This window comes from Azorhizobium doebereinerae UFLA1-100 (assembly GCF_000473085.1).
GTDB lineage: Bacteria > Pseudomonadota > Alphaproteobacteria > Rhizobiales > Xanthobacteraceae > Azorhizobium > Azorhizobium doebereinerae.
The window spans coordinates 53297-70003 of sequence record NZ_AXBA01000020.1 but is presented as its reverse complement, the minus strand read 5'-3'; the positions used below and the strand labels follow the sequence as shown (position 1 = coordinate 70003).

Sequence of the window (16707 nt, the reverse complement as noted above, 5' to 3'; positions counted from 1 at the left end):
AAATGGCGAACATGTTGACCCCGCCGTTACCATCGCCTATCTGGCGGTCATGGCTATCCGTTCGATCCTCATCATCCCCGAGCCGCAGCTGCGGCAGATCTCCGAGCCGGTCACCAAGATCGACAAGGAGGTCGAGCGGCTGGCTGCGGACATGCTGGAAACCATGTATGACGCGCCCGGCATCGGGCTGGCGGCGATCCAGGTGGGGGTGAAGAAGCGCCTCATCACCATCGACGTCGCGCGCGAGGATGCGCCGAAGTCGCCTTTGGTGTTGATCAATCCGGAGATCGTCTCCGCCTCCGAGGAGCTCTCTGTTTATAACGAGGGCTGCCTGTCCATTCCCGAATATTACGAGGAAGTGGAGCGCCCGGCGCAGGTGAAGATCCGCTACCAGGATCTGAAGGGCGCCGCGCAGGAGATGGAAGCCGACGGTTTGCTCGCCACCTGCGTGCAGCACGAGATCGACCATCTGAACGGTGTCCTGTTCATCGATCATCTCTCCCGCCTGAAGCGCGAGCGGGTCATCAAGAAATTCACCAAGGCCGCGCGCCGGGAGGCGGAAGGCTGAGGCCCGCCTCGCCCCGTCCTTCTTGAGACCAGGTTCGCGCCATGCGCATCGTCTTCATGGGCACGCCGGATTTCTCCGTGCCCACCTTGAGCGAGATCGTCGGACGGGGGCATGAGGTCGTCGCGGTCTACACCCGCGCGCCCGCAGCCTCCGGCCGCCGCGGGCTCGATCTCGTCCCTTCCCCGGTCCATCAGGTAGCCGAGCGCTTCGGTATTCCGGTGTTCACGCCGAGGTCGCTGAAGGGCGAGGAGGCGGCCGCGCAGTTCCGTGCCCTGGAGGCGCAGGTGGCGGTGGTGGTGGCCTATGGCCTGATCCTGCCCCCCGCGATCCTGGAGGCGCCGGAGCTCGGCTGCCTCAATCTCCACGCCTCGCTGCTGCCGCGCTGGCGCGGCGCCGCCCCCATCCAGCGCGCCATCATGGCGGGCGACGCGGAGACCGGCATCGCGGTGATGAAGATGGAGGCCGGGCTCGATACCGGACCGGTCGGCCTCCTGGAGCGCGTCGCCATCGGCCCGGACATGACCGCCGGCGAGCTGCACGACCGCCTCAGCCTGATCGGCGCCGACCTCATGGGCCGGGCGCTGGCGGCGCTGGAGCGCGGCGGCCTCGACTTCACGCCGCAGCCGGAAGACGGCGTCGTCTATGCCGCCAAGATCGACAAGAGCGAGGCGCGCATCGACTGGTCGCAGCCGGCGGAGACGGTGCACAACACCATCCGCGGCCTCTCGCCCTTCCCCGGCGCGTGGTTCCCGCTGGGGGACGAGGGCACGCGGGTGAAGGTGCTGCGCGCGACCCGCACCGAGGGCGCGGGCGCGCCGGGCGAGGCGCTGGACGACACGCTCACCATCGCCTGCGGCTCCGGCGCGGTGCGCCTCGTGGAATTGCAGAAGGCCGGCAAGCAGCCCATGGGCGCGGCCACCTTCCTGAACGGCAACGACGTCCCCACGGGCACACGGCTGGCTTGACGGCCCGCGCCGTCCTGCCACTGCTCCCCCATGCCCCGCTACAAGCTCACCATCGAATATGACGGCACGCCGTTCGCCGGCTGGCAGATCCAGGCGGACCTGCCCACCGTGCAGGGCGTGCTCGCGGCTGCGGTGCAGGGCTTCTCCGGCGAGGCGGCGCATGTGGCGGGTGCCGGGCGCACGGACGCCGGCGTCCACGCCACGGGCCAGGTCGCGCACATCCAGCTCACCCGCGACTGGCGGCCGGACCAGGTGCGCGACGCCATGACCGCGCATCTGCGCCCCCACCCGGTGGCGGTGGTGGCGGTGGAGAAGGTGGCGGATGACTTCGACGCCCGCTTCTCGGCGGTGAAGCGGCATTATCTCTATCGCATCGTCAACCGCCGCCCGGACCTGGCGCTGGAGCGGGACCGGGCGTGGCGCATCCCGCAGAAGCTCGATGCCGCGGCCATGCACGCGGCGGCCCAGCGCCTGCTGGGCAAGCACGACTTCACCACCTTCCGCGCCGCCGAGTGCCAGGCCGCCTCGCCCGAGAAGACGCTGGACCAGCTCGACGTGGCCCGCCACGGCGACGAGATCCGCATCGAGACGTCCGCCCGCTCCTTCCTGCACCATCAGGTGCGCTCCATGGTGGGCTCGTTGATCCGGGTGGGCGAAGGCCGCTGGAGCGCGGACGCGCTGGCGGACGCCCTCGCCGCGCGCGACCGCCGCCGCTGCGGGCCGATGGCGCCGGCCTGCGGGCTCTATCTCGCCGCAGTCAGCTATCCGTAGCGGGGCGCCCGTTTCGAGGGCGAGGCGGCCGGGTGAAGCGCGCGCGGCGCGAGACCAGTTCCGCCGCACCTGTGGCCGCGAGCGCACGGCAGCCGAGAAACGAGTCGGCCAAAAACAATCCTGGCGCGCGTTCTACAATCGACATCGCAATCTGCGATATGTATTTAACCTACCTTTATACCTTCAATAAATCCTGATTATCAAACCTCATCAACTATCATAATTGGACAGTATCTCTGCTCAATTTCTAGGATTGGCCAAATAGTGGTCAGCGGGCCGTTGTGAATTTTTGGTGGGAGATTGCATGGCCATGGCGACAGCATCGCAGCCGGGTACAACCCAGACGTCCGGCCAGGGCCTCCGGCTGTTGCGCAACATGTCGGTGGTGGCGCGCATATCGGCCGGGTTCGGCTTCCTGATCCTGCTCATCCTCGCCGTCGGCATCTACGCTTTCATGACGCTGTCGCATCTGAGCAGCGATCTGGCGGAGATCCGCCAGGCCATCGACCGCGCCACCGGGGCCGCCAATCTGGAACGCCGCCTCACCCAGATCTGGCCCGCCGTCGACACCGCCATGCTGGAGGGCAGGACCGACGCGCTGGACGCCGCCCTTCAGGACGGCACGCAGATCATCGCCGCGAGCGGCCAGGAGGCTGCCGGGCGCATCTACGGCCGCTACGCCACCGGCATGCGCGAGGCCACCGCCAAGACCCGCGCCGCGCTGGAAAGCCTGAAGGCCCTGGGCGGCCTCGACCCGGCCGTGGACAAGGCGTTCGAGAATCTCATCGAGCGCAAGAAGCTGATCTTCGACGCCGACGGGGCCGCGCTGGTGGCGGGCATCCAGGCCAAGGTCAACGCCAACCGGCTGACCCTCACCCGCTTCGTCACCGACACCGGCTCCGGCCTTGCCGCCACCGATCTCCAGCAGTTGGGCAAGACCGCCGAGACCGTGCAGAAGGACTGGGCGGCGGTCGCCGGCCAGTTCGACGAACTCGCCAAGGCCTCCTCCGACCCGGCCGACCGGGAAGCCTATGAGGCGGCCGGCAAGACCGCGACGGCCTATGTCGCCGGCCTGAAGAACCTCATCCCCGCCCTGCTCGCCCGCGCCCAGATCCGTCGCGAGAGCGTGGACGTGGCCCGCACCGAGCTGGCCGGCCTGGTGCGCGAGGTCAGCGACCAGCAGGGCGCGCTCCAGCGCACCACGGTGGATGCCGCGCTGGCGCTCGGCACCTGGACCAAGACCGCCATTCTCTCCGTCTCCATCGGCGCCCTGGTGGTCGGCAGCCTGGTGGCGCTGCTGGTGGCCCTGTCCATCGCCCGGCCGCTGCACAAGCTGGCGGTGGTGGTGCAGCAGGTGGCCGCCGGCTCCACCGACGTGGACATTCCGAGCCGCGACGAGAAGAGCGAGATCGGCCTGCTGGCCCGCGCGCTGGAGGTGTTCAAGGCCAACCTCATCGCCGTCAAGGCGCTGGAACTGGAGAATGCCGAGCGCACCCGGCGCGAGGAGGAGGAGCGCCAGACGCTCTCGGAGAATCTCTCCGCCGCCTTCAAGGAGAGCGTGTCCTCCATCGTCACCGACGTCATCCGCGACGTGGACCGGGTGGGCAAGCATTCCGAGAGCCTGCTGCAGATCTCCGATTCCACCAAGGAAAGCGCCAGGGATGCCCGCACGGCGGTGGAAGCCACCAGCGGCGGCATTTCGGAGGTGGCCTCCACCTCCACCCAGTTCGCCGCCTCCATCCGCGAGATCGCGGTGCGGGTGGACGAGTCCGTGCGCCTGACCCTGGACGCGGTGGACCGCGCCCGCGCCACCGACACCGTGATCGGGGAACTGGCCGTCTCGGCGTCGCGCATCAGCGACATCACCCGCATCATCCAGCAGATCGCCGAGCAGACCAACCTTCTGGCGCTCAACGCCACCATCGAGGCCGCGCGCGCCGGCGAGGCGGGCCGGGGCTTCACCGTGGTGGCCACCGAGGTGAAGTCGCTGGCCCAGCAGACCGCAAACGCCACCCAGCAGATCGGCGCCCAGATCGGCGCCATCGAGCAGGCGGCGAACGGCGCGGCGGACTTCATCCGCCAGATCTCCGACCAGGTGGAGGCCATCAAGGGCCACGTCACCGGCATTTCCGCCAGCGTGGAGGAACAGAGTTCGTCCACCACCATCGTCGCCGAGCACGCCCAGCGCACTTCCGAGCATGCGGACGTCGCCCGCACCCGGCTCGACACGGTGTTCACCGAGGCAGAGGCGACGCTGGACGCCGCCCGCAGCAGCCGCTCGGCCGCCGACACGCTGAAGAGCCAGACGGTGAAGCTGCAGGGCGTCACCAACGAGTTCGTCACCCAGCTCGAAACGCTGTGGACCAAGAAGCGCGCCTGAGCGCCATCTCCTTGACCTGAAACGCGAAACGCCCCGGATCGACCGATCCGGGGCGTTTTGTTTGCGCGGGGTCAGCCTCAGCCGAGAAGTTCGGCCAGGGTCAGCGTCACCACCTCGGTGGCGAGCGCCAGATCGGAGAGGCGCAGCTTCTCGTCGGCGCGGTGGCCGTTGGCTTCCTCGATGGTGCGCGGGCCGGCGCCGTAGAGCACCACGGGAATGCCCGCCTCCGCATAGAGCCGCGCGTCCGTATAGAGCGGCACGCCATTGGTGGAGACGTCCTCACCCACCACGGCGGCGGCGTTGCGGGCGAGGATGCCGGCGATGCGCAGGCTCTCCTCATTGGCCACCAGCGGGCGGGCCAGCAGGATACGGCGGATCTCCACCGACGCGCCGGGATAGGAGGCGACAGCCTTCTCGATCAGCGCCTTGACCTCGGCCTCCACCGCCTCCGGCTGCTCCTCCGGCACGATGCGGCGATCGAGGCGCAGCGTCACCCGGTCGGGCACCACGTTGGTGTTGATGCCGCCGGAGATGAGGCCGACCGTGATCTGCGGCGAGCCGATGCCCTTGGTGGGCGAGACGGTCGCCTTCAGCGCCTCGCGATAGGCATAGATGGCGTCCAGCACCTTGGCCGTGGCGGCGAGCGCATCGACGCCGGTATGGGGCAAAGCGGCGTGGGCGGACTTGCCCTTCACCTCCACCTCCAGGTGCAGGCAGCCATTGTGGGCCACCACCACCGCATAGGAGAAGCCGGCGGAGATCACCGCGTCCGGCCGGGTGATCTTCTCGGACAGGATCCAGCCGGGGCCGACCTCGCCGCCGATTTCCTCGTCATAGGTGAAATGCAGTTCCACCGTGCCCTTGAGCGGCAGGCCGGAGCGCTTCAGGGCGTCGAGGGCGAAGGCATAGGTGGCGAAATCGGATTTGGAGACCGCGACGCCGCGGCCGTACATCACCCCGTCCACCACGGCGGCGCCATAGGGGTCCTGGCTCCAGCCCTCGCCGGGGGGCACCACGTCGCCATGGGCGTTCAGCGCGATCACCGGGCCGTCGCCGAAGCGGTGGCGGACGATAAGGTTGGTCACCGACACCATACCCGCCGCCTTCACCAGCGGCGCCGGCACCACATGGCGCTCAACCGTGAAGCCGAGGCCTTCCAGCAGGTCGGCGGTGCGCGCGGCATGGGCGGCGCAGTCGCCGGGGGGATTGTTCGAGGGCACCTTCACCAGTTCGGCGAGGAAGCCCTGCTGCGCCTCGGCGCGCTCGGCCAGGAGCGCGCGCAGGCGGGCGGGATCAGGGCTGGTCATGGATCGTCTCTTTCTCTGTGGACGGTGGGGGATAGGCGCGCGGGCGCATGAAGGTCAAGCCGGGCCGATCAGCGGGCCGTGGCCCAGGCCTTGAGCGCCGCCCGCTCCGCGGGGGTGATCTCGGTGACATTGCCCGGCGGCATGGCGTGGGTGAGCGCGGCCTGCATGAGAATCAAGGGCTTGTTGCGTTCCATCGCCTCCGGCGTGTCGAGCAGGATGCCGCGCGGGGCAGTGGCGATGCCCTCATAGACCGGCTCCGCCGCATGGCACATGGAGCAGCGGCCCATCACCACGTCCTGCACCTCGCCCGGCACGGCGGCGGCCGGGGCGGGGGCGGCCTCGGCGGTGCCGACCAGCGCCGGCAGGCCCAGCGCGGTGCGGCCGGCGGGGGTGGTGGTCAGGCACAACGCCACCGCCAGCACGAGGCAGGCGAAAGCAACGCCCCAGCACCACCACCAATTTCCCTGGCCCGCATGGCGCTTATTGTAGAACACGCGGATGATCGCCCCGCCAATCAGCGCAAGCGCGACGATGACGAAGGCATAGGGGGTGGAATAGGTGATGGGATAATGGTTCGACATCATCAGGAAGATGACGGGCAGGGTGAAGTAATTGTTGTGCGAGGAGCGCAGCTTGCCGATCTTGCCATACTTCGGGTCCGGCGCCTCGCCCGCCTTCAGCGCCGCCACCACCTTGCGCTGGTTGGGGATGATGATGAGGAAGACATTGGCGGTCATGATGGTGGCCATCAGCGCGCCGATATGGATGAACGCCCCGCGCGGCGAGAAAACCTTCTGGAAAAACAAGGCCATGGCGACCACGAACACGAACACCACGAGGCCCACCTTGAGGTCGCTCCGGCCCAGCGGGGAGCGGCAGACGAGGTCGTAGAAGATCCAGCCGAAGGCGATGCCACCGGCGCCGATCAGGAAGGCGGTCAGCGGGGTCAGGGAAAGCACAGAGGGATCAATAAGATAGAGCGTCGCCTGGTAATAATAGGTCCACACCAGCAGCAAAGCGCCGGTGATCCAGGTGGTGTAGGATTCCCATTTGTGCCACATCAGGTGGTCGGGCAAAAAAGCCGGCGCTACCAAGTACTTGCGCACCTGGTAGAAGCCCCCGCCATGGACCTCCCAGGCCTCGCCCCCCTTGCCCGCCGGCAGGTCCGGCGTCGGCCGCAGGGCGGCGTCCAGATGCATGAAATAGAAGGATGCGCCGATCCAGGCCATGCCGGCGACGATATGGGCCCAGCGCAGCAGGAGGCTGCCGAATTCGTGCAGGATGGGTTCCATTGTGCCCTCAGTGACGCCGGAAACGGCGGTTCGACGCGCAATTTCCCATTTGCAACACCGTGTGGCATTGGCCGGGGAAACGCGCCTGGATAGGATCCCGGCAATCCGGGGGATCGACGGCGTGCTCGACAATATGCGGGCTTTCACCCAGGCGGTGGAAAGCGACAGCTTCTCGGAGGCGGCGCGGCGGCTGCGGGTCTCCCCCAACGTGGTCAGCCACCGCATCCAGGTGCTGGAGAAGCACCTCGGCTGCCGGCTGTTCAACCGCACCACCCGGCGCATGAGCCTGACCGAGCAGGGCCGGGTCTATTACGAGACGGTGACCGAGGCGCTGCGGCTGATCGAGGCGGCGGAGATGAACATCTCCGAGCTGGGCGCCCTGCCGCGCGGGGCGCTCCGGGTGACGGCGCCGCTGCACCTCGGCCGGCGGCTGCTCGCCCCCATGGCGGCGCGCTACCAGGACGCCTATCCGCAGATCGACGTCCGGCTGCGCCTGTCCGAGCACACCCCCGACCTCATCGCCGAATCCATCGACGTCGCCCTGCGCCTCGCCACGCTGGAGGATTCCAGCACCATCATGCGCAAGGTGGCGGAGGTGGACCGCATCCTGTGCGCCGCCCCGGCCTATCTGGAGCGGCACGGCATCCCGGAGAAGCCCGCCGATTTGCTGCGCCACCAATGCCTGCTCCTGCGCTTCGCCACCCTGCGGGAATTCCGCTGGATGCTCACCGACAAAGGCAAGGACCTTGCCGTTCCCGTCTCCGGCCATCTGGAGGCGGACGACAGCGACATCCTCACCCTGTGGGCGGTGGAGGGCCGGGGCATCGTGGTCAAGCCGCGCTTCGAGGTGGCCGATGCCCTCGCGGACGGCCGCCTCGTGCCGGTGCTGGAGCGCCATGCGCCCCGCCCCATGACGCTCGCCGTGCTCTACCCCGCCCGCCAATTGGTGCCGCTGAAGGTGAAGACCTTCGCCGACATGCTGGTGGAGGACGGCCGGCGCCACGTGGCCGCCGAACTGGCCAAGCTCGGCGAACAGCCGCGGGGCTGAGCCCACGGCTGGTCTCGGGACCTGCCTTGCGGGACGCGGGATCAATGCGCCTCCGCCTGCTTGGCGGCGGCGACCACGGCCTCGACGCTGGCGCCCTTCACCCCGTTGAAGAACAGGTTGAGCCCCACCGCCGCGATGGCCGAGAGCAGGATGCCGGATTCCAGCAGCGGGTGCAGGTCGTGCGGCAGCGCCTTGAAGAAGTTCGGCGCCACCAAAGGGATCATGCCGAAGCCCACCGAGATGGCGACGATGAACAGGTTGAAGCGGTTGGTCTTGAAGTCCACCTGGGTGAGGATGCGCGCGCCGGTGGCCGCCACCATGCCGAACATCACCAGCCCCGCGCCGCCCAGCACCACCTGCGGCACCGCCTCCACCAATGCCGCCATCTTGGGCAAAAGCCCCAGCGCCAGCATGATGACGCCGCCGGTCGCCGTCACCCAGCGCGACTTCACGCCGGTGACGCCCACCAGGCCCACGTTCTGCGAGAAGGAGGTGTAGGGGAAGGTGTTGAACAGGCCGCCCAGCAGGGTGCCGAGCCCATCCGCCCTGAGGCCCCGCGCCAGGGCCTTCTGGTCCACCGCCTTGCCGGTCATCTCGCCCAGCGCCAGGAACATGCCCAGGCTCTCGATCATCACCACCACCATGACGATGCACATGGTCACGATGGGCACGAGGGCGAAGGTGGGCATGCCGAAGTGCAGCGGCAGCACCACGTCCACCCAGGGAGCCGCCACCACCTTCTCGAAATGCATCACGCCCATGGCGCTGGCGGCGATCGCCCCGGCGACGATGCCGATCAGCACCGCCACATTGGCCAGGAAGCCCTTGCCCCATTTCACCAGGGCCAGGATCACCAGCATCACGAACAGCGACAGGCCGAGGCCGGGCAGCTGGCCGTAATTGGGATTGGCCACCGTGACCATCTCGCCGTTCACCATCTTGGTGAGCATCGGCAGCCCGCCGCCGGCCCAGTTGATGCCCACCCGCATCAGCGAGATGCCGATGACCATGATGATGGTGCCGGTGACCACGGGCGGAAACAGCGGCAGCATGCGCGAGATGAAGGGCGCCACCAGCATGGCGAAGAGGCCGGAGGCGATCACCGCGCCATAGATGCCCAGCAGCCCCACGTCGGGGCTCGCGGCCATGGAGAGCATGGGGCCGACCGAGGCGAAGGTCACGCCCATCATCACCGGCAGGCGGATGCCGATGCCGGGCAGGCCGAGGCACTGCACCAGCGTGGCGAGCCCGCAGGCGAACAAATCGGCGCTGATGAGGAAGGCCACGTCCTCGGGCGGCAGCTTCAGCGCCCGCCCGATGATGAGCGGCACCGCCACCGCCCCGGCATACATCACCAGCACATGCTGCAAGCCCAGCGCCACCATCCTGGGCGCGGGCAGAACCTCGTCAACGGCATCAACGGCCATGCTGTCCCCCAGCGAAAAGCTTTGATCTGAAAGGATGTTGTCCGACGCCCGTCTCCGGGCGCTCAGGCATCGCGTCTGCGCGCGTCGGGAACCATCAGACGTCATTTTTTAGTCATGCGGAATATCTGTGCAATGAGAAGATCTTCCGATTTTTTCGGGAAATGAAACGATTGTCCGCCGGTTATGCTGGCGCGCCGAAAACGCGAGGCGCCCGGCGGCGCCAGGGCTGGAGCCGGATCCGATCAGCTTGAAACAGCCTGATCGCTGGATCCGTCTCGCACTTCGAGGGAGATTCCGATGGGGCGGCTGTCCACGCATGTTCTCGACACGGTGGCCGGCAAGCCGGCGGCCGGGGTCGCGCTGGAACTGTTCGCCCTCGCCGCCGACGGAACCCGCCAACTCATCACCCGCCGGACCACCAATGCGGACGGGCGCACCGACGCCCCCCTGCTGGCCGGCGAGGACTACCGGCCCGGCACCTATGAGCTGGTGTTCCACATGGGCGCCTATTTCCGCGCCTCGGGCGCCCAGGTGACCGAGCCGCCCTTCCTCGACGCCATCCCGCTGCGCTTTTCCATCGTTGAGGACGGCCACTACCATGTGCCCCTGCTCTGCTCCCCCTGGAGCTACTCCACCTATCGCGGCTCCTGAGGTTCCGATGCCCGTCCCTCCCGCCCCGGCCTATCCCCGCGACCTCATCGGCTACGGCCGCAATCCGCCGCATCCCCGCTGGCCGGGCGAGGCCCGGGTCGCGGTCCAGTTCGTCATCAATTACGAGGAAGGCGGCGAGCGCTGCCTGCTGCATGGCGACGGCGAATCCGAAGCCTTCCTCTCCGACATTTCCGGCGCCCAGCCCTGGCCGGGCCAGCGCCACATGAACATGGAGTCGATCTACGAATTCGGCGCCCGCGCCGGCTTCTGGCGGCTGCACCGCATGTTCACCGCCCGCAACATGCCGGTGACCGTGTTCGGCATCGCCAAGGCGCTGGAGCGCAACCCGGACGCCACCGCCGCCATGACCGAGGCCGGCTGGGAGATCGCCAGCCACGGCCTGCGCTGGATCGACTATCGCAACCTGCCGGCCGAGACCGAGCGCGACCATATCGCGGAGGCCGTGCGCATCCAGGCGGAACTCACCGGCGCGCGGCCGCTCGGCTTCTACCAGGGCCGCACCAGCGAGAACACGCTGCCGCTCACCATGGCGGAGGGCGGCTTCCTCTATTCCGCCGACAGCTATGCGGACGAGCTGCCCTATTGGGTGGAGGGCGCCCAGGGCCCCTTCCTCATGGTGCCCTACACGCTGGAAGCCAACGACATGCGCTTCGCCATCCCCGAGGGCTATGCCTCGGGCGATGACTTCTTCGCCTATCTGCGCGACAGCTTTGATCTGCTCTATGCGGAAGGCGCCACCGCCCCGCGCATGCTCTCCGTGGGCCTGCACTGCCGCCTCGTGGGGCGGCCCGGCCGGGCCCAGGCGCTGGCCCGCTTCCTCGACCATATCGCCAGCCACGAGCGCGTCTGGGTGGCCCGCCGCCTGGACATCGCCCGGCACTGGGTGGCCCACCACCCGCCAAAGGGCGGCTACGTGCCCTCCCGCCTCTCCCGCGCGCTGTTCGTGGAACGTTTCGGCGGCGTGATCGAGCATTCGCCCTGGATCGCGCAGGCGCTGTACGACGCCGGCCTGACGCCCGCCCACGACACCGCCGAGGGACTGCGCGACGCCCTCCTCGCGGTGCTGGAGGCGGCGCCCGTGGAGCGGCAGCTCGCGGTCATCAACGCCCATCCCGACCTCGCCGGAAAGCTGGCGGCGGCGCGGCTGCTGACCGCAGCCTCCACCGACGAGCAGGCCTCCGCCGGGCTGGATGCGCTGACCGCCGCCGAGAAGGCCCGCTTCACCGAACTCAACGACGCCTACCTGAAGAAATTCGGCTTCGTCTTCATCATGGCCGTGCGCGGCCGCGCCAAGGCGGAGATCCTGGCTGCCTTCGAGCGCCGCCTCGCCCACGACCAGGAGCAGGAGCGCGCCGAGGCGCTGGCGCAGATCGCCCGCATCGTCCTGCTGCGCCTCCAGACCATCCTGCCGGCGGCGGGGGCCGCCGCATGAGCACGGTGCAGGCCCCCGCGCCGGACCCGCTCGACGGCGGCCGCCTGCTGGCCCGCCTGAAGGACCTGGCGCGCTTCACCGACGTGCCCGGCGAGATGACCCGCCTCTCTCTCTCCCCCGCCCACAAGGCGGCGGCGGGCGAAGTGGCGCGCTGGTTCGCCGGCGCCGGCATGGCCGTGCATCTCGACGCCACCGGCGCGGTGGTGGGCCGCTATGAGGGCGGAACGCCCGGCATGCCGCCGCTCATCCTCGGCTCGCACATCGACACCGTGCGCAACGCCGGCATCTTCGATGGCAATCTCGGCGTGGTGGTCGCCCTCGCCGTGGTGGAACGGCTCCATGCCGACGGGACGCGCCTGCCCTTCCCCATCGAGGTGGTCGCCTTCGCCGACGAGGAGGGCGTGCGCTTTCCCTCCACGCTCACCTCCTCGCGGGCGCTCGCCGGGCGCTTCGACCCGGCCACGCTGGACGATCGGGACGCGGACGGCATCAGCCGGCGCGCCGCGCTGGAGGCGTTCGGGGCCGATCCCGCGGCCATCGCCGCCTGCTCCCGCGCCGGGCGCGCGCTCGGCTATGTGGAAGCCCATATCGAGCAGGGGCCGGTGCTGGAGGCGCTGGGCCTGCCGCTCGGCATCGTCACCGCCATCGCCGGGGCGACGCGCGCGGTGGTGGACGTGCGCGGGCAGGCGGGCCATTCCGGCACCCTGCCGATGGAGATGCGCCAGGACGCGCTGACCGGGGCGGCGGAGATGATCCTCGCCGCCGAGGCGCGGGCGAAAGGCGAGACCGGCCTCGTCGCCACGGTTGGCACGCTGGCCATTCCCGGCGCGGCGGTGAACGTGGTGCCGGGCACGGTGCGCTTCTCGCTCGACGTGCGCGCGCCGGACGACGGCCAGCGCCTGCGGGCGTTCGCCGACATCACGGCGCGCATCCGGGACATCGCGGCGGCGCGCGGCCTCCAGGCCCGCCTGGACGTGACCTATGAGGCGGCGGCCGCGCCCTGCGACCCGCACTTCCAGGCGGCGCTGAGCCACGCGGCGGAGCGGCTCGGCCTTCCGGCCCACCGCCTGCCCTCCGGCGCCGGCCACGACGGGCTGTCGCTCAGCGGCGCGATGCCCATCGTCATGCTGTTCGTGCGCTCAACGAACGGCAGCCACAACCCGCGCGAGCATGCCGAAGCCGCGGACATCGGCCTTGCGGCGCAGGTGCTGCACGGCTTCGTCACCGCCTTCGACCCGGCTGGCTGACGGGTCGAAGGCGGGGCCGCTCAGTCCTCGCCCACCAGCCGGTTGTGGGCGTCGAAGAAGGGATACGGCCCGTCATAGGGGCCGATGAAGCTGGTGTGGGTGGCGAGCCGCCCGTCGGCGAACCGGTGCAGGCTCATCGCCGGCGGCTCCATGTGGAAGCTGGGCGGCGCATCCGGCCCGAGCGCGAGGCTCACCGCATGGGCCGGAGCCGGGCCGATGGTGGCCGGCCGGCCGGCGAAGCTGGTGGTGACGGCGCGGTGGACATGGCCGCACACCAGGCCCAGCACCTGCGGGTGCTTCGCCACCACCTCCTCCAGCGCGGCAGCGTCGGCCAGGTTCTGCACGTCCATGTGGCGGATGCCGGTGAGGAAGGGCGGGTGGTGCAGGGCGATCAGCGTCGGCCGCTCCGGCGCCACCGCGAGCTGCCCGTCGAGCCAGGCGAGCGCCCGGCGCCCCAGCTCACCATGCGGCTTGCCGCGCACCGAGCTGTCCAGCATGACAAGGCGGACCGCATGCTCCTCCACCACGTAATTGACCTTGCTGTCCGGCCCGCCGGACGCCCGCGCGGCGATCTCGGGAAAGGCGGCGCGCAGGCCGGTGGAACTGTCGTGATTGCCCGGCACCGGATAGATCGGCATGGGCAATTGCGCGGTGAGGCTGCGGAAGCGGCCGTATTCCTCCGGCTTGTCGAAATCGGTCAGGTCGCCGGTGACGAGCACCACGTCCGGCCGGGGGCTGAGCGCGCGCAGGCGCGCCGCCGCCCGCTCCAGATAGGCACCGGTATCCACCACGCCATAGGCGAGGCGACCGGGCAGGCGGACGTGGGTATCGGTCAGTTGGGCAATCAGCATGAACGCTCACACCAAGGCAATGCGGGACGGGTCGAGCGCGATGCCCACCTCGTCGCCCGCGGACAGCACCACCTCGGCCGCCGCCTCAAGGACGATGCGGCTGCCGTCGGCGGCGGACAAGAGGACACGCTGGCGCGCGCCCTGGAAATGCACCTGATCGACGCGGAAGCGCAGGCCGCTCCCGGCCGCCACGCACAATTGCGCCGTCTCGGGCCGGAACGCCAGGGTAGCCGCCGCGCGGTCGGCGGCCTCCACCGCCAGCGCGCCCGCCGCGGTCTCGAACCGCCCGCCGCGCACCGCGCCCTCCAGGCGATTGGTGACGCCGACGAAGCCGGCGACGAAATCGTCCGCCGGCCGGAAGTAGATCTCGCGCGGGGTGCCGATCTGGGCGATGGCGCCGTGGCGCATCACCACGATGCGGTCGCCCAGCGCCAGCGCCTCCGCCTGGTCGTGCGTCACATAGATGGCGGTGATGGCGAGGCGGCGCAGCAGGCCGTCGATCTCGGCCCGCAGGTGCTCGCGCAGCGCGGCGTCGAGCGCGGTCAGCGGCTCGTCCAGGAGGATGACGCGCGGGCGCACGGCGAGCGCCCGGGCGAGCGCCACCCGCTGGCGCTGGCCGCCGGAGAGCTGGTCGATGCGCCGGTCGGCCAGGGCGTCGATGCGCATCATCTCCAGCACCTCGCCGGCGCGGGCGAGGCGTTCGGCCTTGGCCACGCCGCGCACCCTGAGGCCATAGGCCACGTTCTCGACCACGCTCATGTTGGGGAACAGAGCATAGGACTGGAACACCATGCCCACGTTGCGCTTCTCGATCGGCAGGCGGGTGACGTCGGCGCCGTCGAACAGCACCTTGCCGCCGGCGTCCGGGCTTTCCAGCCCGGCGATGATGCGCAGGGTCGTGGTCTTGCCGCAGCCGGAGGGGCCGAGCAGCACCAGCGTCTCGCCGGGGGCGATGGCGAGGTCCAGCGGCTCCAGCGCGCGGGTGCCGTCGGCGAAGGTCTTGGCGCAGCCGACCAAAGTGATGGCGGCGCCGGGCGTGTGATTGTTGCTCACGGGGTCATTTCCGCGTCTTGGCCGCCCGCTCGCCGCCCATCATCTGGATGGCGATCAGCAGGGGCACGATCATGATGAAGAACACCAGGGTGTAGGCGCTGGCAATCTCCAGCCGCATGGAGGCGTAGCTGTCGGCGAGGCCCACCGGCAGGGTCTGGGTCAGCGGGGTGTGCAGCATCCAGGTGAGGTTGAACTCGCCGATGGACAGCGTCACCACCATCAGCGCCCCGGCCAGAATGCCCGGCCGGGCATTGGGCACCACCACCTGGATGAAGCGCTGCCAGGGCGAGGCGCCGAGGCTCGCCGCCCCCTCCTCCAGCGTGCGCACGTCCACGGCGGCGAGCACCGCCATCACCGAGCGCAGCATGAAGGGCAAAGTGTAGAGCACGTGGCCCACCAGGATGAACAGGATGCTGGCGCGGAACTCGCGGATGCCGCCATAGGCGAGGATCAGCGCCAGGGCCAGCGCGAGGCCGGGGATGGCGACGGGCAGCGTCACCACCTCCTCCACCAGGCGCGACATGCGCCCCGGCTTGCGCGCCAGCGCCCAGGCGGCGGGCACGCCGATGACGAGGGTCACCGCCAGCGTGCCGAGGGCGAGGACGATGGAGCGCAGGATGGTGGGCGCATAGAGCCCCCACACCTGCGCCACCCAGTCCAGCGTCAGGCCGGAGCGCACGCCCTGGAAATAGTTCACCGTCAGGCCGGCGAGGATCGAGGTCAGCGCCGGCACCACCAGGAAGGCGGCGGCCAGCAGCGTGACGAGCAGTTGCAGGGCGAAGACGAGCGGGGAGCGCTGCATGGGGTCAGCCCGCCGCTGCCACGCGGTCGCCGGAGAGGTTCCGCGTCGCCGCCAGCACGCCCCAGGTGATCAGGCCGAGCGCGATGGACAGGGCCGCCGCGCTGGCGAAATTCGCGTTCAATGTGAACTCCGTATAGATGGTCATGGCCAGCACGTCGATGCGCGTGGCGAGCGTGAAGGCGGTGCCGAACGCGCCCATGGCGGTGGCGAAGGCGATGGCGCCGGAAGCCATCAGCGAGGGCGCGATGCCGGGCAGAATGACGTCGCGCAGCACCTGCGCCCGGCTGGCGCCCAGCGAGCGGGCCGCCTCCTCCAGCGCCGGGTCGAGCTTCTCCACGGCGGCGAGCAGCGTCACCAGCACGCGCGGCAGCGAGAAATAGACATAGCCCGCCAGCAGCCCGGCCATGGAATAGGCGAACACCAGCCGCCCCATGCCCATCTGCTGGGTGAGGCCGCCGATCAGCCCCTGCCGCCCGGCCAGCAGGATGACCATGAAGCCCACCACCACGCCGGGAAAGGCCAGCGGCAGGGTCAGCATCGCCACCAGCGCGGACTGGCCGGGAAAGCGGTTGCGGCCGAGGAACAGCGCCACCACCACGCCGATGGCCAGCGTCACCGCCGTGGTGGCCGCCGAGAGGACGAGGGTGGCGATCAGCGTGCCGAAATGGCGGGCATTGGTGATGAGCGCGAGATATTCCCACGCCCCGTTCGGCCCCGCCCCCGCCACGGCGACGAGGCGCACCATGGGCAGCAGAAAGAAGGCGAGCACGAACAGGCCCAGGGGCAGCAGGAACAATCGGGCCAGACGGTCGGCGCTGGGCATGGCTTTCGCTTCGGCAGGGGGAAGGAACGGTTGGGAGTGGGTGGTATTGATGAGCGAGCGATCAGGTGG

Annotated in this window: 15 protein-coding genes; 8 read left to right on the top strand and 7 right to left on the bottom strand. The window is 69.6% G+C overall.

All coding sequences use genetic code 11. The annotated features are described in order from the left end of the window. Positions 1–49 precede the first annotated feature (49 nt). The 4 genes from def to YU1_RS0114895 all read left to right on the top strand — a co-directional run bounded on the left by def (position 50) and on the right by YU1_RS0114895 (position 4684). Positions 50–568 (top strand): peptide deformylase, encoded by a 519-nt coding sequence (gene def / locus YU1_RS0114910; RefSeq protein ID WP_029004756.1) that lies wholly within the window; start codon positions 50–52, stop codon positions 566–568. Between the two features lie 41 nt (positions 569–609). Next, positions 610–1533 carry a methionyl-tRNA formyltransferase gene (fmt, locus tag YU1_RS0114905; RefSeq protein ID WP_029004755.1) on the top strand — a complete coding sequence of 308 codons (924 nt, stop codon included), beginning with the start codon at positions 610–612 and terminating at the stop codon, positions 1531–1533. Positions 1534–1563: 30 nt separating this feature from the next. Next, positions 1564–2304 (top strand): tRNA pseudouridine(38-40) synthase TruA, encoded by a 741-nt coding sequence (gene truA, locus YU1_RS0114900; RefSeq protein WP_029004754.1) that lies wholly within the window; start codon positions 1564–1566, stop codon positions 2302–2304. A 310-nt stretch (positions 2305–2614) separates the two neighbouring features. Then, complete coding sequence (locus YU1_RS0114895) at positions 2615–4684, top strand: methyl-accepting chemotaxis protein (RefSeq protein WP_198018937.1); 2070 nt, start codon at positions 2615–2617, stop codon at positions 4682–4684. A gap of 77 nt (positions 4685–4761) precedes the next feature. Here the strand turns inward: YU1_RS0114895 and YU1_RS0114890 are convergent, their stop codons facing one another. Together YU1_RS0114890 and YU1_RS0114885 are read right to left on the bottom strand one after the other, a co-directional pair. Further along, entirely contained in the window at positions 4762–5991 is a 1230-nt protein-coding gene (locus YU1_RS0114890) for an ArgE/DapE family deacylase (RefSeq protein WP_029004752.1), read from the bottom strand. 68 nt (positions 5992–6059) lie between these two features. Then, positions 6060–7283 (bottom strand): urate hydroxylase PuuD, encoded by a 1224-nt coding sequence (locus YU1_RS0114885; protein WP_029004751.1) that lies wholly within the window; start codon positions 7281–7283, stop codon positions 6060–6062. A 121-nt stretch (positions 7284–7404) separates the two neighbouring features. Between YU1_RS0114885 and YU1_RS0114880 the strand changes: the two genes are divergently transcribed. Then, entirely contained in the window at positions 7405–8331 is a 927-nt protein-coding gene (locus YU1_RS0114880) for a LysR family transcriptional regulator (protein WP_029004750.1), read from the top strand. A 41-nt stretch (positions 8332–8372) separates the two neighbouring features. On the opposite strand, the gene YU1_RS0114875 is transcribed toward YU1_RS0114880, so the two are convergent. Then, complete coding sequence (locus YU1_RS0114875; RefSeq protein WP_035715461.1) at positions 8373–9758, bottom strand: nucleobase:cation symporter-2 family protein; 1386 nt, start codon at positions 9756–9758, stop codon at positions 8373–8375. A 297-nt stretch (positions 9759–10055) separates the two neighbouring features. Between YU1_RS0114875 and uraH the strand changes: the two genes are divergently transcribed. From uraH to YU1_RS0114860, 3 genes are read left to right on the top strand one after another with little or no spacing between them, the layout of a single operon-like run. Continuing rightward, on the top strand, positions 10056–10409 hold the full coding sequence (gene uraH, locus YU1_RS0114870; RefSeq protein WP_029004748.1) for a hydroxyisourate hydrolase: 354 nt from the start codon (positions 10056–10058) through the stop codon (positions 10407–10409). Between the two features lie 7 nt (positions 10410–10416). Continuing rightward, positions 10417–11862 (top strand): allantoinase PuuE, encoded by a 1446-nt coding sequence (puuE, locus tag YU1_RS0114865; protein WP_029004747.1) that lies wholly within the window; start codon positions 10417–10419, stop codon positions 11860–11862. After that, a complete protein-coding gene (locus YU1_RS0114860) occupies positions 11859–13109 on the top strand; it encodes an allantoate amidohydrolase (RefSeq protein WP_029004746.1) in 1251 nt (416 codons plus the stop codon). Before puuE ends, YU1_RS0114860 begins: the two co-directional genes overlap by 4 nt. 20 nt (positions 13110–13129) lie before the next feature. Here the strand turns inward: YU1_RS0114860 and YU1_RS0114855 are convergent, their stop codons facing one another. The 4 genes from YU1_RS0114855 to YU1_RS0114840 are packed head-to-tail and all read right to left on the bottom strand — an operon-like array spanning position 13130 to position 16638. After that, entirely contained in the window at positions 13130–13960 is an 831-nt protein-coding gene (locus YU1_RS0114855; RefSeq protein WP_029004745.1) for a phosphodiesterase, read from the bottom strand. Between the two features lie 6 nt (positions 13961–13966). Continuing rightward, positions 13967–15013 carry an ABC transporter ATP-binding protein gene (locus YU1_RS0114850; RefSeq protein WP_029004744.1) on the bottom strand — a complete coding sequence of 349 codons (1047 nt, stop codon included), beginning with the start codon at positions 15011–15013 and terminating at the stop codon, positions 13967–13969. A 4-nt stretch (positions 15014–15017) separates the two neighbouring features. Continuing rightward, positions 15018–15815 carry an ABC transporter permease gene (locus YU1_RS0114845; protein WP_029004743.1) on the bottom strand — a complete coding sequence of 266 codons (798 nt, stop codon included), beginning with the start codon at positions 15813–15815 and terminating at the stop codon, positions 15018–15020. A 4-nt stretch (positions 15816–15819) separates the two neighbouring features. Further along, entirely contained in the window at positions 15820–16638 is an 819-nt protein-coding gene (locus tag YU1_RS0114840) for an ABC transporter permease (protein WP_029004742.1), read from the bottom strand. Positions 16639–16707: the final 69 nt, after the last annotated feature.